The following is a 21,637-nucleotide window of genomic DNA, read 5'->3' on the forward strand; positions in this document are numbered from 1 at the left end:
TTAGATCGCCCCCAGCAGCAGTGCTGGAACCAGGATAAAGAGCAGGACGATGACAAGTCCGACTGCGAACCCGACGATTCCCATGCCCATGATACCTGACTCGAGTTTGGTCGTGCGGGCAAGGATCTGTGCCTTGTACCGGATGGCGCCCATCATGTTGTTGATCGCTGTCATCCGGATGGGGCCTGCCTGTGTAACTTCTTCTGCCATTTATCTCACCCCAGCAAGATGAACCCCAGGATCACGAACGAGACGATCAGGCCGATCATGAGGCCCTCGATCTTGCCCGAGTAGACACCGGCGGCAAACTTGTTGCGGTAGCCGATGTCGGTGACCATCCGCTCGATGACTTTCATCCGTGCGTGTATCAGTGCCAGTTCGCCGGAGAGCGGCTGTACCTCGCCGGTAACTTCCTCTGCCGCACCGCCTGCTTCCTTTACCTCGACGATCATGGGTTCCGCGCCGAAGGCACCGGGGTCTTTGGCCTTGAGTTCATCGATCTTGGCCTTGATGGTCCCCATGTCTTCGCTTTCCATGATGTTGACTATCTCGACCTGTTCCTGGAAGCGCGTGATCGCTTCATCGGAGAGGTTCTCGATGAACGGGATGGCACCCTGGGCTCCGACGATCTTGCCGCCGGAAACACCGCCTGCGTGCAGGGCAATGAAGCTCTGCCCGGACAGGTGTCCCTTGACCTCCGTACCGCAGCAGAGGATGAACCTGATGTTGGGGTTGGAGATGACGTTTGCGATGACTTTCTCAAGGCCGAGGTTCTCGGTCTTACAGGATCCGGCGATTGCCGCTCCGGCATCGCAGATGCCCTGTTCGTCGAGGTGGGATCCCATGGTGATGACGGCGACGCAGCTCTGCGCATCTCCCGTGTGGAAGTCGCCCTGTGCAATCGGCCATCCACTGGCCGGTGATTTCTTTTCAACCATGTTCTTCACCTCACAGCACTCCTAATACAACGACACCGGCGACCAGAAGGCCGACTGCCATGCCGTACCAGAATGCGGTCACGCCTCCGGCGATGTTGAGGACCCCCTCCCTGTTCGGGAACGATGCCAGGAAGTTGCCCTGTCCGGAGAGCATGCCGACCAGGTCGTCGGTAATCTTCTCGAGTTCCGCTACCTGCTCGATCACGGGGGTGTACGAGACACCCGCGGTGGTGACGATGCCGACCATCGGGTCGACGACCAGTCCGTACTCGGGCAGTACCTGAATGTATGCCATTTAGGCACCTCCCTCTTTGGGCTCCAGGATCGGCTGAGCGTCGAGCCATGCGTAGGCGTCACGCTTCGAGAGCTCGATGTACTGCATGTAGGTGTAGATCCACCCGATGGCCGAGATCAGCAGCGAGACGAAAGCGGCAAGGAGTCCAATGAACGCGAACGAGATGATCGCAACGGTGATCATGGAGAGAAATCCGCACTCCGCGGCGAGCATGAGTGTCCGGTCCTGTTGCTCCCCCGGCCCGAGACAGGCGTTGAAGGAGTGCTGGATGGCGATGGCGCCGAGCATGAAGATCACGGCGATGATGCTGCCGCCGATGAGGGAGGCTCCGTAGGCTTCTACGGCGAATCCGAGGAAGACGACCGTGCCGGTGATCATGCCGATGAATTCGAACGTTCCGCAGGCCATGGCCGAGAGGCCGAGCACCGTCATCGCACCGACGACTGCAAGCTCGATCAGCGAGACGATCATGACCGGGATGTCCATCCGGACCACATGGTTTGCCATCAGTCCGGCGACCGCACCGATGATCGCGGCGATGATGACCGTCACGATGGGTGCTAAGATGCCGGTTGTGGCTCCGAAGATCGCGGCGATGACACCGGACCCGAGGGCGATCATACCCGCCGACGGGACACCGGTACCGAGACCGTAACTGCAGAGGTGCTTGATCGTATCGGTACCCCAGATGAGCGCTGCGACGGCGGCAAGCCCGCCGAAGAACGAGAAGTACTGGGTGTTGGTGACCGTGTTCAGGTGTGTCAGGTAGATGAGGATGAGCGATCCCACAAGTCCGTAGATCAGGATCTGGTTGTGCGGGATGCCGCCTGCTCCGACTTCAATTTTTACTGACATTTAGAATACCCCCACCAGTTCGAGCAGCGCGATCGCGAAGAAGCCTGCAACAGCGGATGCCGCAGCGGCCGCGATGACTGCTCTCGGGAACCTCTTGAACTTGGGGTCGTGCGGTCCCTCGATCGTACCGGTGATGTTGTACGCGGCAAGCACGGCGTTCATCAGGAACATACCGACCGCGAAGATACCGGCAAGCGAGATGGCGACGGGCGCGATCTGTTCGACCGCTGCGTCCAGGATTACGGGCAGCTGCGCCTGGTAGATGTCGAGGAGCTCGAGGTAGATGAGCGTTCCGCCAAGACCACCGAGTGCGCCGCCGATGACGCCGCCGACCCAGGAGATGAACGGGAGGCCGTGCCCCTCGGTACCCTGGCTCTTGTACTCGGGGAAGGTGTCGCCGGTGATCGGGTCCTTATCGACCTTACCTGAAGCGGACGGGATACCCATACCGAAGATGTAGATGACGTTGACCATCGTACAGGTGATTGCCATAAGCAGCCCACCGCCGATAGCACCGCCGGCGAGGGCGATGACCAGTCCGAAGGGGGCGGCCCATGCGCCACCGAAGAGTCCGGCAAGGCCGGCACCGGCGGCAAGCATCGCGACACCGGTCGCGATACCGGGCGCCTGTCCCATTGCAGCGGGAGCACCGCCGACGGGGACGAAGTGGACGCCGAACGCGATCAGGACGCCGCCGATGATGATGCCGACGAGAGCGATCACTCCGGCCATCTGCACGAGGAAGAAGGCGAGCGCAAGCGCGACGACGATAAGAACGATGCTGAGAACGAGGCCCATTGCCGTCGGGGGCTGGACACCTCCAGTCTGTGCGGGTCCACCGAGTGCGCTCATGATGATGCCTCCTCAGGAGCCTCAGGAGCCGTGTAGGGCCCGAAGTTCTTCCTTGCCCAGACCTCGATGTAACGGTCGATGATGGCAAAGACCAGGATAACGACGATACCGACGATGATCGGTCCCCAGACGTTGAGTTCTTCAAAGACCACGGTACGCCAGAGTTCGAAGAAGACGATCAGGCCAAAACAGATCCCGGATGCGGGGCCACCGAGTTTGGCGCTGAAGAAACCGTTGTCGAGTGAGTTCCGCTGGCCGGCCTCGGCGTAGCGGACGATATTGCCGGATGCGGAGATAGGAACACCTGCTCCAAACTTCTGCTCCTGGTACTGCCGCTCCTTTCCATAGAACGGGTTACCGGTTGCAGACCCGGCTGCACCGAGCGCGATACCCCATACGAGACCCAGCAGCGGGAGCGGGAAGGGGTGACCGAGCGCGGCGATCATCAGATGACACATCGCGACGGTGGTGAAGATAGCTACGAACGCGTGCGCCATTGTTACGGTCGTCATCGACTTCAGAATATCGATGTAGACCGGCTGTCCAAATTTGGCGAGACTTGCAGTACGGCCGAGGTATGCGGTTGTCGCATAGACGCCCTGCACGAAGACCGCGAGAGCGCTCCCGAGCACAATTGCAAGTATCGGGTTTATCTGCATCGCCATGAATGCCCAGGCAAGGCCTGCACCCAGAGCAACCCATAAGCCATACGCGGGGGGTTCACCGGCAACTGCCTTGTTAAAGATGCGGTGAATATATCCCATCTGCGGAGCCAGCTGAACCTGAGAGTTCGGGTCACCCTGTGATCCGATATCAGACTCAGTGTCTTCCGCAGCGCCGGCGACGGTTGCAAGAGCACCTGCCAATGCGGTAATGCCGATGCCAAATACGATCTCTTCCATTCAGCATCCTCCTCCGGTGCTCATGGCACCAGAGTATGAGTTCAAAACCTTTTTGGTTCAATTAACAGTTGTTTATGACTTAATTAAAGGTTTCGAAAAGTTACGCCGTTATCGCAACGAAACGTTAAAATTCGGCTAAAATACCCTTTTTAGGCATGTTAAGTTACGCTAGGGAAAAAAAAGTTGAGTTGGGATTACCGGGCCGGGATGATGAGCGAACGCTCGCCGGCGGGCATGAACTCGCGGATGGCACCCTTCGCGAACTCGCGGCGGGGCTCGGCGAAGTCGAACTTCAGCGCCGGGTCGGCGAAGCAGATCTTGATCCGCGGGTCGAAGCAGAACGCGTCGCCGCGGCCGTAGTGGGCACCGCCGGTGATGGCGGCGTACTCGCCCTGGTGACCGACGTTCATCGCGTAGTTCGGGTAGTTCGGACCACGGACCTCGCCGATCGCACCCTCGTCGCCACGGACGGAGAGCGTGTTCGCGGAACCACACTGGTCCTGCAGGTCGTAGCCGAAGAAGCCGAGACGCGACCATCCGTCCTTGTGCAGGAGCATGCAGAGGTACCAGCCGTTTAAGCCGGCGTTCGAGTTGCCGGTCGCGATGGAGGTCGACAGACCGCAGGCGGCGGCAAGCACGCCGGCACGCTGGGACCCGCCGAAGTGGTCCTCCATCATGGTCGGGAACTGCTCGTACTGCTCCATGCCGTTGAGGGCGACCTCGGTCGAGATGTCGTTGACGATATCCTGGGTCGGCTTGACCCTGTCGTCCGGGCTCGGGTTCTTCCAGTCGACCTTGTACTTGTCCTTGATGTAGTCCATACCGTAGTAGGTGAACTCGTCGAGGATGTTGTCGGTGTAGGCCGCGGTCGCGTACTGCGTGAAGCCGACACCACCGGACATGTAGGAGCCGAGCCAGATCTGGTCGAACAGCATGGTTCCGGCGCCGACGACCTCAAGGGAGGCCTTTGCGGGGTCGTTGGGGTACTTCCGGTTCGCCTGGACGATATCGGAGAAGACACCGAACATGATGCCACCGGGCTCGTTCGGACCACGGGCACGCCGGGCGGGCAGGTGGGACGCCATCTGGACGACGCCTGCGTGCTTCGCGGCGTAGGAGAGGTCGGCGACGGCTGCTTCGCCGGCGCACATGCGGTAGGCACCGATGAAGGACATGCCGATCTGCATTGCAGACCACCGGGAGGTCGTTCCACCGTCACAGGTCCTGGAGACCGTGGTCGGGATGTGGATCGCCTGCCAGAGGGACTTTCCTACGGCAGCGGAGAGCGCTTCGGCCTGCTTCGCCGGGAAGAGTTTCTCGACGTCGAGGACGAACTGGGGCTCGAGGTCGTCGGCGAGTTCCTGGTCGCCGGTGAAGACCTTGACGTAACAGTCGTCGACGAGGCCGGGGTGGGTCTCGACCATGTGCTCCTGAACGACGGCCGCGCCGGGCATGGCGTGGTTCAGCACGTGGAGGTACTCGTTAATCGTCTCGGGAGTAACTTCCTTGCCGAGACGCTTCTGCAGGGTCTGGTGGGCAAGGTCCATGTTGACGATGACGGTCCTGCGGATATCGTCCCACATCTGCTGCATCGCAGCGTTGTTGACGAAGTGCAGGTCGTCACCCTCGACGAAGACACCGGTGCCGGAGACCTCGTAGGTCATCAGCTGGCGCTGGCCGAGCGGGATACCGCCAAGGTGGCAGCGCACGGGGTCGTACATGGAGATGCCGCGGTCCATCTCGACGGCACGGCTCGCCTTTACGAACTCCTCCTTGCGGGGGGACTGGTGGTAGCCGTTGAACGAGTAGTATTCAGCCGTTTCGGACTGGGGATCCTGTCCCTGGAACTTCTCCTTGAGGGATTTCAGGAACAGCTTCTGGGTTCTCTCAATCTTTGCCATAACTCATCACTCCTTGGGCATGAATCCGTACTTTGTCCGCAGCGAGTGGATCCGCTGGACGTATTCGATGTACTCGGCGTCGTCACGGTAGGCGGTGCCGCCAAGGGAGTGGAAGATCGTCGTGTGGGCCTTGAGCCACTTCTCATCGAGCGGCTTGCCGATGGCAACCGCACGGTCGAGGGGCTCGCCGATCTGGTTCTTGACGTAGCGGACGATGCCATCCTCGCCAAGGACACTCCTCTGGAGCATGTCGAACATCATGCCGTTCTCGGCAAGACGGAGCGAGTGACCGTGCACGGTCGCACCGCGGATGCCGGTCCGGGCCGGGTCGAGGAGTTCGGTCTCGAGGAGTTCCTTGGAGTACTTCTCCAGGTCGCGCTCGCGGCACTCGACAATCTGACGGCCGGAGAGCGTACCGGGGTCGATACCGCGGAAGCGGTAGCACTCGGTGTAGGTCCGCTGGTAGGGGTGGCAGGGGGCGAAGAACATCGAGTCCGCGAACTGAATGTAGCGGACACGGTCGCCGGCCTTTGCACCGTCCGTCGGGGTTACAATCTTCCTGATGGGGCAGTCGGGCTCCTGCTGCTCGGCGAGCGGCGGGTGAGCCGTCGGATAGGCGGCTCCCGGCGCCCTGTGGCCGAGAATCAGCACGATGTCCTCATCTGTCACATCACGCATCTTTTCAAGCTTCTGGCTGGGGTTCATCTGCTTGCGCCGGTTCTCGGCGACATTAGATGTACCCGGTCCGTATTGGGGCTTGTATGCCATGTTTTCTTTCACCTTCATGTTGGGCTTTTTAGCACTTTCATAACGGCACGAATGACTTCTGCCAGTTTACCCCTGCCTGGCGTCTGACCGCGTGTCACGCCGCTGACGATATCCATTACCATGCCTTTCGTCTTCACCCGGTCGGGCGGCGGCATAACCGCCGCTGTCCTGACTCCCTCTTTTGCGAGATCCTCGAAGTCGATGGGGACTTGCGAGACAACGATTGCCCTGATGTTCACATGCTCAAGGATAAACCGGACCTTCTGCACCACATGGGAGCGGACATTCCCGTGGTGCAGGATCGCGACCTTGTGCTGTTCGATCTGGACGATCTCTTTCTCCGTCAGTCCGAAATAGGCTCCGAGAACGTGGCCCGCGACGGGAGAGTCGGCCGGAACACCGCTTCCTGCGTTGAGGACAAGCGTGGTCACGGAGAACTCCGTCCCCTCCCTCCGGAGACCGGAGGTGATGTCGCAGACAGGCTTTGTCACGTGCCTGCGGCCGGGGGACATTCCAATCACGATCACATCCGGGGACCTGGCCTCAGAGATGGTGCCCCGCTGGGCAAGACCGCCTCCTTTTCCCATCCCCATGCTCTCGCGGCAGTCGACAACCTGGGTTACTCTTCCGATTGGCATCTTACTTGGTTCCCTGAATGATAACAGGCCCGTCTTTCTTTCTGGGATCGACAAGCCCGAGAATTTCTCTGTCAGCGTCAGGTCCGTACTTCGCATAGTCGGACACTGTCGGCCGGGACTTCATATATCGTCCCTGCTGGACGACGCAGGAGAAGTCCTTATCGGCAAAGACTTCATCGACTGCTTCTCCTATGGCCGTAATGTACGACTCGTCCTCAAGCTCCAGGATAATTGTTCCGACCTGTACCTGGAGCTGGACATCCTGGTCTCCGACATGGATGACTTTACGGTCCGGGTGGGGGTTGGGTTTCCCCCGTGCCGGGCCGTAAGGAACGGTGGCGGGAAGGTTTGGTCCGTTGAGGGACATCCGAAGAATCCCGCTGACCTGAACTAGCCTGTTCAGGAGTTGTTCCACTGTATCGGGTCTGAGGAATCGCGCAGAAACGATTCGAACCTGAGGGTATATGGCTTCAGTCATTGGTATCCTGTGTTATTTACACACCCTGTGCGATCTGCTGGATCGGCTTGTTGAAGACGTCAACCTGGCCGAATGTGTCGCCGTAGACCTTAGAGGTGCTCTCCGGCGAGAACATCTGTGTTCCGGCGTCGAGTGCCGCCGCAGCGACCACGCACGGGATAGCCACGCCTGCGGCGTGCCTGGTCACGACGTGGTTGCCGTTGAAGACACCGGGGCCGCCACCGCCGTAGATCGAGTGGCTGAAGAACGAGAACCCGACGGCTACACCCATGACACGGCCGTAGTCACAGCCGGGCAGGCCGGTCTCGTGTTCAAGCAGGTCGTTGAAGTAGAGGAGCGTCGAGGAGACTGCCTGGGCGAACCGTCCGGCACCACAGTTGACCATGGTGGCTGCCATGGTTCCCGCAGCGGCGTAGGCGTTCCAGAGCATGGGGTCCTTCGTGTCGTAGAACTGGAAGTACCCGCCCTTCTTGCCGGGGGTGATGACCTTGTCTTCAACGGCGCGCTCGACCAGGCTCTGGACGACCGTACCGATGGTTCCGGATGCTCCGTTCTTCTTGACTAGGTCGTAGACCAGATTGTTCGCGTTCAGGCCCTGGTAAGCGTAAGTGAGCAGATGGGCGCGCTCGAACGGTCCGATGGCGTTACCCATCTCAAACATTCCTGCCTGCTCGAAGGTGGACGAGAGTGCGGCACCCTGCATCGCGTTCTTGCCGGTGATCATCACGGCGTGGTTGACCGGGATGTTACGGAGCGCGTAGCCGAGACCTTCGTTGTTCTGGGGGATCGACAGGATGGACGTGACGTTGGCACCGGAAAGATCCATCGTGTGCGGGTAGGAACCCCAGAGTGCGGCCTTGACCATAGCCGCATCGAACATGCCGATGTCGAACTGCTCGATGATCGCGTAGGTTGCCGCGGATGCGACCGAGGTGATTGCTGCATCGTAAGTGGATGCCGCCTCGAGACGGGTCTTCGGGACCTCAACGAGGATCAGTTTGCCGCCGCCGAACTCACGGATGTTGGTGTCGTCGCCTTCCTCGACCTGGACCATCTCCTTGATCTTACCGATGATGGCATCCTTGTTCCCGACAATGTCGAGATTGAGCTCACGTCCGAGGACCTGTCCCTTCGCTACCTTTCCGGCCTTCAGGCCTTCCTGAACGCCTCCGAGGTTGACTGCAATTGTCCTCTTGGTCAGATCGATGAGTTTCCGGGTCGCCGGGTTGACCAGCGGGCTGATCTTCTCAAGCGGCACACCACTCTTCAACTGCTTGCCTGCATCATCGTACAGGTCAATAGTTTCCTTGTATTTTGCCATAATTTTCCTCCATTACCCTCTTTAAGTGCATACAATCCGTGAATGTGTAGTGAACGCTAAAAGTATCGCTGACTGTGGCTGATGGTGACTACTGCACGTCCTCGTGGGACAAAAAGATAGTAACCTTCTCTGATGATATAAGCATTGCTATTTATGCCTATGATTGGATATATATCTGAAGTGCAATATTAAATATCTGCCGAATAACAGTCAATCGCACAGGATACCAAAAGTATCACACCTCTTTCTGAGTAATATGAATTATGCAAAATCGTGCTACTTAGTGTTACTATTCGTGCGCCGATCACATCCTCTCTCCTGTGATCGGCATCATTTCTTGTGCGCGGCAAAAAAATGAGGGGTTCAGGCCCTGATCTGCTGGTAGAGTTTCGCGTAAATCAGCTGACCTTTCCTCTTTCGGTGGCGCTCTCCGAGGTCACCCTCGTAGAGAGCAAACCGTCCTTTGATGCCGTCCATCTCGACATCAACATCCTCACGGTATGCGAAGCCGGGCATCATAACGTCGATGTTGCCAAGGACATAGATCTCGCCTTCCACCATCTGGCCCCCGAGGCGGCTCTTTGCATTGCCCTTGATGACGATCTTTCCACCCTCGGCATGGGTGGCAACATGGACATCCACATCGCCGCCGACGACGATCTCGCCGCCGGTCATGAAGGTGCCGAGATCGCTGCCGGCATTGCCGGTAACGGTGATCTTTCCGCCGGCCATGCCGCGCCAGTCCCCACGGTATGCGGCACCGAGGTAGTTCCCGGCGTTGCCGTTGACGACGATCTCGCCGCCCTTCATACCGGTCCCGGCAAAGGCGTCAACGTTCCCGTTCACCGTGAGCTTGCCGCCCTGCATCCAGGCGCCGACGTACATATCGGCGTTGCCGTTGACGACGACCTCGCCGTCGGTCATCTTCATGCCGATGTACTTGACCCGGGAGAGGTCGCCGTTGACGACAACCTTCGTCTCTTCCGGGGTTGCCCCGGCATTGCCGGAGACTTCGAAGAAGTCTCCGAGCCGGTACTGCTCCCTGCCTACGTAAACGTGAAGGTCGGCGATCTCATCTGCCTTCTTCCCGGCGAACGCATCGGGGGTGATGTTGTCAGCCTCAAGATACAGGTCGGGCTGGTTCTTTATGGTGAGTGTAACGGTTTCCATCCTTCTCTCACCTCACTGTGTGGCGTCCACCTCGATCACGTACGGGTTCGGCATATAGTGGTGGCCGGCAACCTCGTAGTTGTTTAAGGTGACGGTGTAGTAACGGAGGAACTTCTCCTTGACGTCACGCATCACCTGCGGGTTCTCGTTGACCTTCGCGTTCACCCAGAGGGTCCGCTTGTTGCCGTTCGAGGCGATCTCGTGGTCTTTGACGACCTGGACGCCGGTCTTGAAGAGGTGCTCCGCGTTCAAGAACGCCGTCTCGATGTCGTCGGGTGCGTAGGGCTCGTTCGGGTTGAAGTCGTAGACGGCAACATCCGCTTCGAGGCCGGGCGCAAGCCCGCCGTACATGTGCGCGAGGCCGAGCGATTTTGCCGGTCCGGCCCGGGTCATCTGGGCGATCTCGTAGAGGTCGAGTTCGCGGTCGATGCCGGCGATATTGGTCGCGTCGATGACCTTGTCCTTGTGCTTGAAGGCGTCGATCTGCTGCTCACGTGCCTCCTGGCTCATGAGCCACTTCATGACCCGCGGGTAGCGAATGAATGGCCCGGCGTTCGGATGGTCGGTGGTGATGAAGATGCGCATCGGGTCTTTTGCGAGCAGCGCAAGTTCGAGGCCGATGCACCACTGGATGCCGCAGACCTTGATGTTCGGGCTGTAGAGGTAGGGCACGATCCCTGCGGCGGTCTCGAGTTCCACGTCGGCGTTCGCCCACTTTAAGTGGTTCAGCTCGGTGAGGTGGTGCTCGAACGGTCCGTCGGCGGTCATGGTCGTGGTCTCGTCGAGTGTCACCTGACCCATGTCGATGGTGATGTTGTCGTGCGAGTTCACGTAGTCCATGATCTCCTTTGCCTTGGACTCCATATTGCCCCAGTTGTCACCGCCGTAGGAGTGGAACTGGACGTGGGTATGGTGCATCACCTGGTCGCGGCCGAACTTGCTGTTGGGCTTGATGCCCTCGGAGAGCTGGAACGTATCGAGCGTCGTCGTGTAGTTGCCGGGGTTCCCGAGGTTGTTCGCGTGAACGTGCATCGAGTGCGGGAGACCGAGGTACTCGTTCGCCTCGATGAGGCCCTTCACGATCTGGGCCGGGGTGATGTCAAAGTAAGGGACCGGGTCGTGCACGTTCTCGCAGTTCAGGCCCCATCCCCAGGCTTCGGTGCCGCCGGGGTTGACGACCTTGACGGCGTAGCCCTTCGTGACGCGAAGCAGCCAGGCGATGTAGGCGGCGGTGTTCTCGATCTCGTGGTTCTTGAGATACTCGAGCACGAACCAGTTGTTCCCGAAGACCGGGTAGGCCCCCTGGTCGAGGATCGGGGTGTCCCGCATCTCCTCGTGGGTGTGCCGGGCGTAGAGCGGCGGCATGGCCGCTTCCATCACCGTGGTGTAGCCCATGCGGGCGTAGTTGTAGCCGGTTCGGATCGTTGTCGGGACCGAGAACCCGCCCTGCATCCGCTCGATACCGTTTTTGGGCTTGTAGGTGAAGAGTTTGTCCTCCGGGCGGAAGTTGCGGCCGATGTTCACCTTCGGGCCGGCGACGTGGGCGTGGATATCGACCCCGCCGGCCATGACGGTCTTGCCTGCGGCATCGATGACCTTCGGGTTCGTGACCGCCGTGGTCTCGACGATCTTGCCGTCCTTGATGGCGACGTCGGCCTTATCGCCCTTGATCCCGAGAACCGGGTCGAAGACGAACCCGTTCTTAATGAGATACTCTGCCATCGTTTACACCCCCTGGATCTCCTTGACCCGCGTAAGAACGCGTTTCAGGAACTCTTCATCGGTCATCATGCCCTCCGGGGGCTCGACGACCTTTCTGGTCTCAATCGGTACGTTGTCCATCCGGTATGCGCATCCACCAATCTCGACGCCGACAAAGGCGACCGGGACGTGGACCTTGCAGACCTCGGTGGTCGGGGTCTCGTGCGGGTCGATCGCAACCGACGGGCGGTTGTAGATCTTCTTGACCGAGCTGAACGGGAAATGCGCACCGGGGTCGCTGCCGAGCACGAAGACGGCGTCCACTTCGTCCCTGCGGAGCAGGTCGTTGGAAGTCGTCTCGCCGGGGTTGTAGCGGGCGAAGCCGCGGGAGAGGTCCACCGCGTAGGGGAACCCGAACAGCCAGCCCCAGACCTGGCCGGAGCCGGTGACGTTGTAGTGCCCGCGCATCGGCATGATGGCTGCTTTCGTGTACTCGTTCAAGTCACGGGTGACCGCGATAGCTTCGTCGATGTTGTGGTTCTTCCCGAGCGACTGGGTCACACCCATGCCGAAGAAGATGATCGCGAATCGGCCGCTCTTGAGCGTCTCGGCGACCTCGTAGATCTTCTCCTTCGGGATTCCCGCGACGACGTCCGGGAGTTTCTCGCCCTTGAACGCCACGCGGAGCGCGTCGAGGAGTTCGTAGTCGCGCCCCTGCTCGATCTGCAGGTGGATGTCTGCAAGGCTCGCGGTATCGGTGGGACGGGGGTCGACGACGATCATCTTGCGTCCCGTGTGGCCCTTGCCGGTGAAGAAGCCGCGGGGGAAGATCGAGTACCGGGACATGTGCCGCGGGTGGGCGTGCGCCGGGTTGCATCCCCAGAAGAGGATCCGGTCGGCCCGGTTCTTGATCTCACCCAGCGTGCAGCTCGGAATCCCGATATCCTGCACCGCGATGAGGGATGTCCCGTGGCAGACGGTCGCCGTGTTGTCCATGACCGCGCCGACGGCCTCACCGATCTCGGACCCGACGGACTGGGCCTCACAGTTCGTGGAACTCCAGCCGTACATCAGGGGCTTCTTTGCGTCGGTGAGCATCCGGGCGGTATACTCGATCGCCTCATCGTAGGAGATCTCTTTCCAGGAGCCGTCGTCCTGCCGCATACGGGGGCGGGTGATCCTGTCCTTTGCCTGGGAGTGGAGAAACTTCTCGGCGCCGATGGCGCACGCGTTGTAGACCTCGAGGAGTTCCTTGCCGTCGTCACTGACGACGACTTCAAGGTCGTCGCAGAGCGTTCCGCAGAACGGACAGATTACGTCGGTTACCGTCTTTGTCATGCTAGCTCACCCCTGCATCCCTTGCGCACCAGTTCCAGTGAGCTGAGGACGGGTTCGTTTTTGGCGACCTCCACCGTGACTGGTGTACCCTTAAACGTTGGCATACCGGTCGAGTAGGTGTTCGGGTTGACCACCATGTTCGCCCAGGGCCCCATCGGTATATATGCTACACCGGGGTGAGGGCCCTGGGTTGCATCGACCGCCTTGACAACGACATTGCCGTACTCGCTCGTGACGCGTACGTTCGTGCTGCGGTAAGCTCCCAGCTTCTTAAAGTCCGCCGGGTCGAGCTCGATAATCCCGCAGGCGGCGGTGTAGGCGGGTTTTTCCTTCCCCGCCTCCATTGACACCCCCTGCTGGATGGTCCGACCCGTGATCAAATTCACTCTGATTGCCATTCTTATTCATCCCCTGTCTAAGGTATTTATCTGGCAAACTCTTTGAGCGGGCTTGGACCGAGCTCGTTGATGGTCTTGACGACGTCCTCCATGACCGTGCCCCACTTTGCACCCTCGGATGCGGAGACGAAGGTCATCCTGAGACGCTTGTCGTCAAGGCCGATGTTCTTGAGGACACTCTTCAAGAGGAACATCCTCTTGGCTGCCTTAAAGTTGCCCTCAAGGTAGTGGCAGTCGCCGAAGTGACAGCCTGAGACCAGCACGCCGTCCGCCCCGTCCTGGAATGCCTTCAGGATGAAGAGGGGATCGACCCGGCCTGTGCACATCACACGGATGGCACGGATATCGGGCGGATATTGAATACGGGCGCCGCCGGCAAGGTCTGCACCTGCGTAGGAACACCAGTTGCAGATGATGGCGATGATCTTGGGTTTCCAGTTTTCGTCTGCCATTTACTGTTCACCTCCCAGGAGGAACGCATCGATCTGTGCGACGATCTGCGGGGTTGCGAAGTGCTGCATCCAGATTGCACCGCCGGGGCAGAACCCGCCGCAGGTGCCGCAGCCCTTGCACTTGGCTTCGGTGACCTGCATGACCGTGCGGCCGTCCTTCTCGACGAGCGAGAGGGCGCTGTAGGGGCACAGGTTGACACACATTCCGCACCCGGCACACTTCTCCTCGATACACTGGGCGAAGTAGGGCTCGAGCTCCACCTCTCCCCTGTGGATCGGGATGGATGCCGCGGATGCTGCACCCTCCGCCTGGGCGACCGTGTCGGGAATGTCCTTCGGTCCCTGGCAGACACCGGCGAGGTAGACGCCAGCAGTGGTGGTGCCGCACGGGTTCAGCTTCGGGTGGGCCTCAAGGAGCCATCCGTCCTGCGAGCAGGAGACACCGAAGAGTCTCCGCGTCTTCTCGGTCTCGGCGGAGGGCTCGATGGCTGCCGCGAGCACGACCATGTCGACTTCGACGTCGAGGGGCCGGCCGAGGAGCGTATCCTCCGCGTTGACGTGGAGGTTCTTGGTCACCGGGTCTTCGAGGATGTTTGCGACCCTGCCGCGGATGAACTTCGCACCCTCGTCCTGGATGCGGTAGTAGAACTCCTCGTACATCTTCCCAAAGGACCTGATGTCCATGTAGAAGATGTAGGGCACCACGCCGGGGATCTTCTCGATGATCTGGTGGGCGTGCTTGAGCGAGTACATGCAGCAGAACCGCGAGCAGTAGGGCTTGCCGACGCCGGTGTTGTCACGGGAGCCCGCACAGAGGACGAACGCGACCTTCTTCGGGGTCTCGCCGTCGCTCGGGCGGACGAGGTGGCCGCCGGTCGGGCCGGACGCACAGATCAGGCGCTCGAACTCGAGCGACGTGATGACGTTGTCGTAGTTCTTGTAGCCCCACTCGAACTTCTTCTCGATGGGGAAGATATCGTATCCCAGAGCGAGGACGACGGTACCAACCTTGACGGTCATGAACTCGTCCTTTGCCTCGAGGTCGATCGCCTTCTTATCACCGCATGACTCGACACAGAGGCCGCACTTGACGCAGGCGTCGAAGTCGACGGTGTAGATCAGCGGGGAGACCTGTGGGTGGTAGATGTAGATCGCCTTTCTCGGCGCCATGCCGAGCTCGAACGGGTTCGGCTTGATGACCGGACAGACTTCGGCACAGTCGCCGCAGCCGGTACAGCCGCCGCCGACGATGCCACGGGCTTCCGCCTCTTCTGGAGTGAGGACGCCGCGCGCCTTCTTCCGGAGGGTCACGTCGAAGTTGCCGATGTAGCCCTCGACCGCCTCGACCTCAGTGTAGGTGAGGAGCTCGATGCCTTCGTTGCGGTAAACGTCCACCATCTTCGGTGTAAGGATACACTGCGAGCAGTCAAGCGTCGGGAAGGTCTTGTCGAGCTGGGACATTCTGCCGCCGATCGTGGGGCTCTTCTCCACGAGGTAGGTCTTGATGCCTGCGTTCGCAAGGTCGAGCGCCGCCTGCATGCCGCCGACACCGCCGCCGACGACCATCGCCGCCTTCTCGACGGGTACGCTCTTCGGGACGAGGTCCTCAAGCAGGGAAGCCTTTGCTACGGCGATCCGGACTGCGTCCTTTGCCTTTGCAGTGGCCTCTCCGGGCTGGTGCATGTGCACCCACGAGTTCTGCTCGCGGATGTTTGCCATCTCGAACCGGAAGGGGTTCAAGCCGCCCGCTTTGGTCGCGTTGCGGAACGTGGGCTCGTGCAGACGGGGAGAACAGGCCGCCACGACGACTCCGGTTAGTTTCTGCTCGTCGATTGCCTCCGCGATCTTGTTCTGGCCGGGGGTCGAGCACATGTACTGGTAGTCATCGGCGACGATGACGTTCGGGAGCGTCCTGGCGTACTCCATTACCTCCTTAACGTCGATGGAGCCCGCAATATTGGTACCACAGTGGCACACAAAAACGCCAATTCTTGGCTCTTCGTTCTTTTTGACTTCTGCCATGTATTTGCACCTCACAGGATCTTCTTCAGGAACGGCTCAACATCGATGGCATGAAGGTCGAGTGCAAGCTCGTCCGGGCTCATGCCCTGAGCCAGTCCCAGGAGTTCGTTGTAGTGCAGGACCGGGAGGCCCCAGGTGATGCCGAATTTATCCTGGATCTCGACCTGTCCTCTGTCGTACTGGAGCTGGCAGAACGGACAGACCTCGGTCAGCGCATCCGCGCCCACTTCCTGCAGGTTGATCATCTTCTCGTTCGTGATATCGAGTGCGTGTGTCAGGTCGTACCCACGGACACCGCCGCCGGCACCGCAGCACTGCATCTTGTTGCGGTACTGGACCGGCTCGGCGCCGAGTGCGGCGACGAGTTCTTCGATCCACATCGGGTTCTCGGTGTCACCAAAGTGCCGCTCCTTGCCGGGCTTCATCAGGTGGCAGCCGTAGTGGACGGCGATCTTGGCGCCGGTCAGGGGGCGCGTAACGCTCTCGGCAATCTTGTCGATGCCCACGATCTTGGGGTCGTAGTAGAGCTCGGCGAGGTGCCAGACGTCGACGGTCCCTTTGAACTCCATGTCGATCTCTTTGAGCACCTCGTTGACTCCGTCGCGGAGCTCGTCGTTGTGCTTCAGTTTCTCGTTGACCTCGTAAATCGACTTGTAGCACCCGTTGCAGATGAGGGTGATGTCCATGCCCATCTGTTCGGCGAGGACGACATTCCGGGCCGCCATCGCGTACCAGACGTTTAAGTCGATCGAACCGAACGCACCCGGTGCCGGGCAGCAGCTTGCGCCCTTCAGGGGCAGGAGGTCGATGCCGACTCTCTCACTGGTCTTGATGGCCGCCGCCTCGATGCCGGGGTACCGGTTCGGGGCGATGCACCCGAGGAAGAATGCATACTGGTGATTGTTTCCGCTCATGGTTTCACTCTCCCTCCGCGAGAATTCTGTCCGCGTTCTCTTTCAGCCTGTAGTGGTCGAGGATCTTTCTGATACCAGGCAGGTACTCGGGGTACTTGTGCGTCGTCTCAGGCTCTTCCTCGAGGCCGAGTTTCTTTCTGGCCGCGCGGTTCGCGTCGTTGTTCGGGACACCGTGGCCCGACTTGTAGATCAGCTGGACGGTCTGGAGGAAGTTGCGCGGAATGATGTCGCGCTTGAACGCCAGGTTCCGCATCGCCATGATCGCGTCGGTCGGCGCGAGGTCGCGGGGGCACCGGTCGGTGCAGCTGTAGCAGGTCGTGCAGAGCCAGAGGTCTGGGTCTGTGAGGCACTCTTCCTCGAGACCGAGGACTGCCTTGCGCATGAACTGCCGGATACGGTACGAACTCCGGGGTGCCGAGGGGCACGAACCGGTGCAGGTGCCGCACTGGTAGCACATGTGTGCAGGCGTCTGCCCGATCTTCTCAACTTCTTTGAGGAACTCGGGGTTGCTGTCAGGAGCGTAGTACTTCCTGTCCCGGAGTTTCTCAGCGAGATTCTGGTCCTTATAGTCTTTCTTCACTGCCATTGGCTATCCCTCATGCCTCTTCTGCTTCTCCCAGAACTTTGACCTCGACCTCTCCGGGGGCGGTCTCTTTGACCTTCGACGTCCTCGGGGCGAGCAGCTTCTCCTTGATCTGCTTGAAGAGATCCGTCTCCTTGTCCTGCATCCGGATACCCGTCCGCCGCAGGATGATCGCATCCTCGCTCGGGCAGGCGTTGACGCAAGCACCGCAGAGGATACAGAAGTCTTTGTTGATGGCGATGTTAGCCTCGACCTCACCCTTCATCTCCTTTGCAGGGACGGGGGTGGGCAGGTAGAGCGCGTTGCAGGGGCAGACCTCGACACAGGTCGAACAGCCGCCGGGACACTTCTCGGGGTTGATCTCGATATCTCCCTCGAAGATCTTCTCAACGGTGATTGCCTCCTGGGGGCAGGTCTGGACGCACCAGGTACAGGTGCAGCAGTTGTCCTGCTCGATATCGACCTTGCCGGGCAGCTTGTCGCTGATGATCTCGCGTTCGAGGGTGATGCACTCCTGGGGGCAGGCCTCGACGCAGATCATGCACCCATCGCAGGTGGCCTCTTCCCACTTGACCTCCCCTTCGATCTTGCCGGTCTCAGGGTTCGGGGCGTTGCGGATGACGGTGATGCTCGGGCAGAGATCGCCGCAGATGCCGCAGACGTCACACTTCTCGGTATCGACGTTGAACGTTGTCTTGGTCTGCAGTGCAGCCTGGCGTGGTTTGCCGGCCTCGTCGCTGCCTTCGAATGCGGGGACATCACGGTTGATGGCGTCTCTCGGGCAGACTTCCTCGCAGATGGTGCATCTGTCGCACTTTTCTTCGTCGATTACAGTAACCATGTCGTAGGTGGGGAATCCCTCCTTCTCGAGGATCGGGAGCCTCTCCTCCCCGTCAACCTTGAGCGTCATCGCATTGAAGGGGCACATAATGACACAGACGCCACAGTACGAACACTTCTCAGGGTCGACGTCGACAGGTTCTGCGTAGTCGATTGCCCCGCGGCGTGTCGCACCGACAGGTCCGAGCACAATTGCCTCTTCGGGGCAGGCGTCGACACAGATGCCGCAGCCAGTGCACGTCTCTGCGTTAAGGATCAGGTTGTTAACGGCTTTCAGGAGCCTCTGCTCCATGACGACGTTCTGTCCTTCCCGCTTTTTGGAATACTTTGGAAACAATGCCATATTCTAGTATCACTCCTAGGCTTCCACTTTTCGGGCCTTCGCCCGGCTCTCCCACGGTCCTGCAAGCTTGATAACCCCATAGGGGCATGCCTGGACGCATACGCCGCAACCGGCGCAGAGCTCGGAGTTGAAATCAAGGATGACGGCTTTGCCGTCTTTGACCTTGTAGATCTTCTCCTTTGTCACCGGATCTTCGGTGTAGAGCTCGAGAGCGTCGACCGGACATGCCACCACGCAGTTATTGCAGCCTGTACATCGTTCCATATTGATGTGCAATGCAAATGCCATGGTATCACGCACCAGATCTGATCGATTAAAAATCGATATAAAAAGAATTGTCAAAGAATATACATAAACTTTCTGAAATCCGGCAGTCTTATATTTCAGAACTATGATTATTCGTCAAATTTTATAAATTAAAACAGTTGTTATGTTAACTCGATGTTCAAAATCTCGCCGCCAAACGCACTTCCGGGGGTATCGACAAATGGAAAACCTTAAATTATTGATCAGGGATTTTGATGAAAATCGGTGGCCAATATGGGCCGGCAGCGTTGAGAGCGGGCCCGATTGCCTTGCAAGAGGGGTGTAATCCCTCCCACTCCGCAGGCAGGGCCACCTCACCTGTTGCGCGGTTTGAGGGGTAACCGTTTCTGTATCCCTTGATTCTTCTTCCTCTGTGACGAACGCCCTGGCTCACCCGGGAGATCCCTCCCGATTGTGTGCCCGCGATCCCCGTGCCGCATTCATGACTGTCCTGCCGGCCGGGTGAACCTGCCCCGGAACACACATTAACCCGACCCCTTGCCACAGGGTCGGGATATATTGCCATTTCGCGCCAGGAAGGCGCAACAGGAATGACCCGAGGCGTCCCTGGTTTCCCTCGCCGGTTCTTTTTACGTTTACCCGTTGTGATGGTGAGTATCGGTGGGTGGATAGGGCCCGGAGGGAGGCCGCGCGGTTCTGACTGCTATGACGTTCTGGCGCCGGCCCGTCGCGCCGCCGGGAAAAAAAGAAACCTTATTCTGTCCACATCGTAACATTGTAGCAAACGAGGTGTATCCTGTCCATGGAACTGAATGGCGTTACTATTGATGATACCTATGCAGAAGCGTTCCCGACCTGGGTGGCACGGCCCATAATCACCGCCGTCACCGAGGAGTGGGCATACAAGGCAGCAGTGGAGGCCGTCGGCTTTGCCACCTCTACCATCGGATGTCCGGCAGAGGCGGGTATCGACTGCTTCGTCTCTCCCGATGAGACCCCCGACGGCCGCCCCGGCTACGCGATCATGATCTGTGCCAGCAAGAAGAAACTCAAAGAACAGGTTGTGGAGCGCCTCGCCGAGTGCATTCTCACCGCCCCGACGACGGCAGTCTTCGACGGTCTCGCCGACGTCGTTGCCGAGGTCCCGGAGAAGCTCCCGGTCAAGCTGCACTTCTTCGGCGACGGATACGAGGAGAAGCGCGAGGTCGGCGGCAGAACGGTCTGGGCCATCCCGATCATGGAGGGCGAGTATATCGGTGAGGAAGAGTTCGGCGCCGTCAAGGGTGTTGCAGGCGGCAACTTCTTCATCATGGGGGAGAATCAGATGGCCGCTCTCACGGCTGCCCAGGCGGCGGTCGACGCCATCAGCGGTGTCTGTGGTGTCATTACGCCCTTCCCCGGCGGCATTGTCGCGAGCGGCTCGAAGGTCGGGAGCAAGAAGTACAAGTTCATGGGCGCAAGCACGAACGAGGCCTACTGCCCGACGCTCCGCGACAAGGTCGAGAACAGCAAGGTCCCCGAGGGTGTCAAGGCAATCTACGAGCTCGTCATCGACGGCGTCGACGAGGACTCGATCAGGACCGCGATGGCCGAGGGCATCCGTGCGGCAACCAAGGTGCCGGGCGTGAAGTTCATCAGCGCCGGGAACTTCGGCGGCAGCCTTGGGCCGTTCAAGTTCGAACTGAAGGACGTCCTGGCTGAGTATCTCTAAATCTCTTTTTTTGTGGTGCGGTCGCTCGGGTTGCTGAGTGTTTGCTCGTGCTGTTGACGGTGTGGGCTGCTGAAGACTTCCCTCTATCACGCTTCGAACTCCTTCAACTGTCGAGAACCTGGAATATTCTGTCTATCACTTGCCCTTCCACGGCTTTCCATCGGATATCGCAATTGGGGAGTGCGACTGGCCAAAGGTGCGATGTTCCGGAGGAACGGAGCTGGAGCACCGTTAGGTGCGGGGGCAGGAGCATGAGAAGAACGAAGTTCTTTGAGGGGCTGACGGGGAGTGCGACGGTTCGGAGCGCGACTGCCGTCCCGGCAGGAGCGTGAGCACCGAAGGTGCGAAGAACCGGAGTTCGAGCACCCGAAGGGTGCGGAGGGCAAGCGAAGTTCTTCGAAAGGGGGCCTCCACCTTCCCCTGTCTCTATTGCGTAAGATCCTCCCTTTGTAGCCCCCACCCCGCCCGCGCTTCGCGCTCCTCCCCCGCCCCGAGGGGCGGGGGCAGTCATGGCGATAGCCGGTGGGAAGCCGTGTCCCGGGAGCGAGTTGGGATTCTGTTCTTTTTCGGGATCTCCCCATACTGTGGACCGTGGGGATATCGCCACTGGGGGTGGGGCTGACGGGGAGGACGACGTTCCGCAGGAACGGAGTTCGACCACCGTCAGGTGGGGAGGGGGGAGCATCCCCCCTCCCCTGTTTCTCGGAAAAAGGACATCTGTAGCCCCCACTCGAAGACCCGTGGTCTTCTCGAACTCCGGACGTCCCGTCCGTCGCACCTCGCCCGGCCTTCGGCCCGCCCCCAGGGGGGCAGTCATGGCGATAAGCGATGTTCTGGCAGGAACGGAGCACGAGCACCGGAGGTGCGGAGGTGCGCAGTCCACTGGAAAGCCGTGGGTGGGGCTTGCAACTGGTGAGGACACGATAGACTAATCGTCTGAAATGCAAATC

General features: G+C 59.8%; 22 protein-coding genes. 1 reads left to right on the top strand and 21 read right to left on the bottom strand.

What is annotated here, in order from left to right; all coding sequences use genetic code 11:
- From HL657_RS04110 to HL657_RS04210, 21 genes are all read right to left on the bottom strand, one after another.
- A complete protein-coding gene (locus HL657_RS04110) occupies window positions 1-210 on the bottom strand; it encodes a tetrahydromethanopterin S-methyltransferase subunit F (RefSeq protein ID WP_317295544.1) in 210 nt (69 codons plus the stop codon).
- 5 nt (window positions 211-215) lie between these two features.
- A complete protein-coding gene (mtrA, locus tag HL657_RS04115) occupies window positions 216-938 on the bottom strand; it encodes a tetrahydromethanopterin S-methyltransferase subunit A (protein ID WP_317295545.1) in 723 nt (240 codons plus the stop codon).
- Window positions 939-948: 10 nt separating this feature from the next.
- On the bottom strand, window positions 949-1,233 hold the full coding sequence (gene mtrB / locus HL657_RS04120; RefSeq protein ID WP_317295546.1) for a tetrahydromethanopterin S-methyltransferase subunit MtrB: 285 nt from the start codon (window positions 1,231-1,233) through the stop codon (window positions 949-951).
- Window positions 1,234-2,088 (bottom strand): tetrahydromethanopterin S-methyltransferase subunit MtrC, encoded by an 855-nt coding sequence (gene mtrC, locus HL657_RS04125; protein ID WP_317295547.1) that lies wholly within the window; start codon window positions 2,086-2,088, stop codon window positions 1,234-1,236.
- Window positions 2,089-2,940 (bottom strand): tetrahydromethanopterin S-methyltransferase subunit D, encoded by an 852-nt coding sequence (gene mtrD / locus HL657_RS04130; protein WP_317295548.1) that lies wholly within the window; start codon window positions 2,938-2,940, stop codon window positions 2,089-2,091.
- Window positions 2,937-3,842 carry a tetrahydromethanopterin S-methyltransferase subunit E gene (gene mtrE / locus HL657_RS04135; RefSeq protein WP_317295549.1) on the bottom strand — a complete coding sequence of 302 codons (906 nt, stop codon included), beginning with the start codon at window positions 3,840-3,842 and terminating at the stop codon, window positions 2,937-2,939. The genes mtrD and mtrE overlap by 4 nt, the downstream gene beginning before the upstream one ends.
- Before the next feature lie 194 nt (window positions 3,843-4,036).
- On the bottom strand, window positions 4,037-5,743 hold the full coding sequence (gene mcrA / locus HL657_RS04140) for a coenzyme-B sulfoethylthiotransferase subunit alpha (protein ID WP_317295550.1): 1,707 nt from the start codon (window positions 5,741-5,743) through the stop codon (window positions 4,037-4,039).
- A 6-nt stretch (window positions 5,744-5,749) separates the two neighbouring features.
- A complete protein-coding gene (mcrG, locus tag HL657_RS04145) occupies window positions 5,750-6,511 on the bottom strand; it encodes a coenzyme-B sulfoethylthiotransferase subunit gamma (RefSeq protein WP_317295551.1) in 762 nt (253 codons plus the stop codon).
- Window positions 6,512-6,525: 14 nt separating this feature from the next.
- On the bottom strand, window positions 6,526-7,149 hold the full coding sequence (gene mcrC / locus HL657_RS04150) for a methyl-coenzyme M reductase I operon protein C (RefSeq protein ID WP_317295552.1): 624 nt from the start codon (window positions 7,147-7,149) through the stop codon (window positions 6,526-6,528).
- Between the two features lies 1 nt (window position 7,150).
- Entirely contained in the window at window positions 7,151-7,627 is a 477-nt protein-coding gene (gene mcrD, locus HL657_RS04155) for a methyl-coenzyme M reductase operon protein D (protein ID WP_317295553.1), read from the bottom strand.
- Between the two features lie 16 nt (window positions 7,628-7,643).
- Entirely contained in the window at window positions 7,644-8,948 is a 1,305-nt protein-coding gene (gene mcrB / locus HL657_RS04160; protein WP_317295554.1) for a coenzyme-B sulfoethylthiotransferase subunit beta, read from the bottom strand.
- A 363-nt stretch (window positions 8,949-9,311) separates the two neighbouring features.
- On the bottom strand, window positions 9,312-10,118 hold the full coding sequence (locus HL657_RS04165; protein ID WP_317295555.1) for a formylmethanofuran dehydrogenase subunit C: 807 nt from the start codon (window positions 10,116-10,118) through the stop codon (window positions 9,312-9,314).
- A gap of 12 nt (window positions 10,119-10,130) precedes the next feature.
- Window positions 10,131-11,840 (bottom strand): formylmethanofuran dehydrogenase subunit A, encoded by a 1,710-nt coding sequence (locus tag HL657_RS04170; protein ID WP_317295556.1) that lies wholly within the window; start codon window positions 11,838-11,840, stop codon window positions 10,131-10,133.
- Window positions 11,841-11,843: 3 nt separating this feature from the next.
- Entirely contained in the window at window positions 11,844-13,157 is a 1,314-nt protein-coding gene (locus tag HL657_RS04175) for a formylmethanofuran dehydrogenase subunit B (protein ID WP_317295557.1), read from the bottom strand.
- Window positions 13,154-13,555 carry a molybdopterin dinucleotide binding domain-containing protein gene (locus HL657_RS04180; RefSeq protein WP_317295558.1) on the bottom strand — a complete coding sequence of 134 codons (402 nt, stop codon included), beginning with the start codon at window positions 13,553-13,555 and terminating at the stop codon, window positions 13,154-13,156. Before HL657_RS04180 ends, HL657_RS04175 begins: the two co-directional genes overlap by 4 nt.
- Window positions 13,556-13,581: 26 nt before the next feature.
- Window positions 13,582-14,007 (bottom strand): hydrogenase iron-sulfur subunit, encoded by a 426-nt coding sequence (locus HL657_RS04185; protein WP_317295559.1) that lies wholly within the window; start codon window positions 14,005-14,007, stop codon window positions 13,582-13,584.
- Entirely contained in the window at window positions 14,008-16,029 is a 2,022-nt protein-coding gene (locus HL657_RS04190; RefSeq protein ID WP_317295560.1) for a CoB--CoM heterodisulfide reductase iron-sulfur subunit A family protein, read from the bottom strand. It abuts the gene before it with no gap.
- 11 nt (window positions 16,030-16,040) lie between these two features.
- Window positions 16,041-16,943, bottom strand: coding sequence for a CoB--CoM heterodisulfide reductase subunit B (gene hdrB / locus HL657_RS04195; RefSeq protein WP_317295561.1), 903 nt, complete (start codon window positions 16,941-16,943; stop codon window positions 16,041-16,043).
- 4 nt (window positions 16,944-16,947) lie between these two features.
- Window positions 16,948-17,529 carry a CoB--CoM heterodisulfide reductase subunit C gene (gene hdrC, locus HL657_RS04200; RefSeq protein ID WP_317295562.1) on the bottom strand — a complete coding sequence of 194 codons (582 nt, stop codon included), beginning with the start codon at window positions 17,527-17,529 and terminating at the stop codon, window positions 16,948-16,950.
- 10 nt (window positions 17,530-17,539) lie between these two features.
- The gene (locus HL657_RS04205) at window positions 17,540-18,709 is read right to left on the bottom strand and encodes a 4Fe-4S binding protein (protein WP_317295563.1); all 1,170 of its coding nucleotides are present in this window, start codon (window positions 18,707-18,709) and stop codon (window positions 17,540-17,542) included.
- 15 nt (window positions 18,710-18,724) lie between these two features.
- Window positions 18,725-18,997: an indolepyruvate ferredoxin oxidoreductase subunit alpha gene (locus tag HL657_RS04210; protein WP_214019326.1), complete on the bottom strand. Its 273-nt coding sequence runs from the start codon at window positions 18,995-18,997 to the stop codon at window positions 18,725-18,727.
- A gap of 781 nt (window positions 18,998-19,778) precedes the next feature.
- Here HL657_RS04210 and fhcD point away from each other — a divergent pair.
- On the top strand, window positions 19,779-20,687 hold the full coding sequence (gene fhcD, locus HL657_RS04215; protein WP_317295564.1) for a formylmethanofuran--tetrahydromethanopterin N-formyltransferase: 909 nt from the start codon (window positions 19,779-19,781) through the stop codon (window positions 20,685-20,687).
- The last annotated feature ends 950 nt before the right edge of the window (window positions 20,688-21,637 follow it).

This window comes from Methanoculleus nereidis (assembly GCF_032944295.1).
In the GTDB taxonomy this organism is placed as follows: domain Archaea; phylum Halobacteriota; class Methanomicrobia; order Methanomicrobiales; family Methanoculleaceae; genus Methanoculleus; species Methanoculleus nereidis.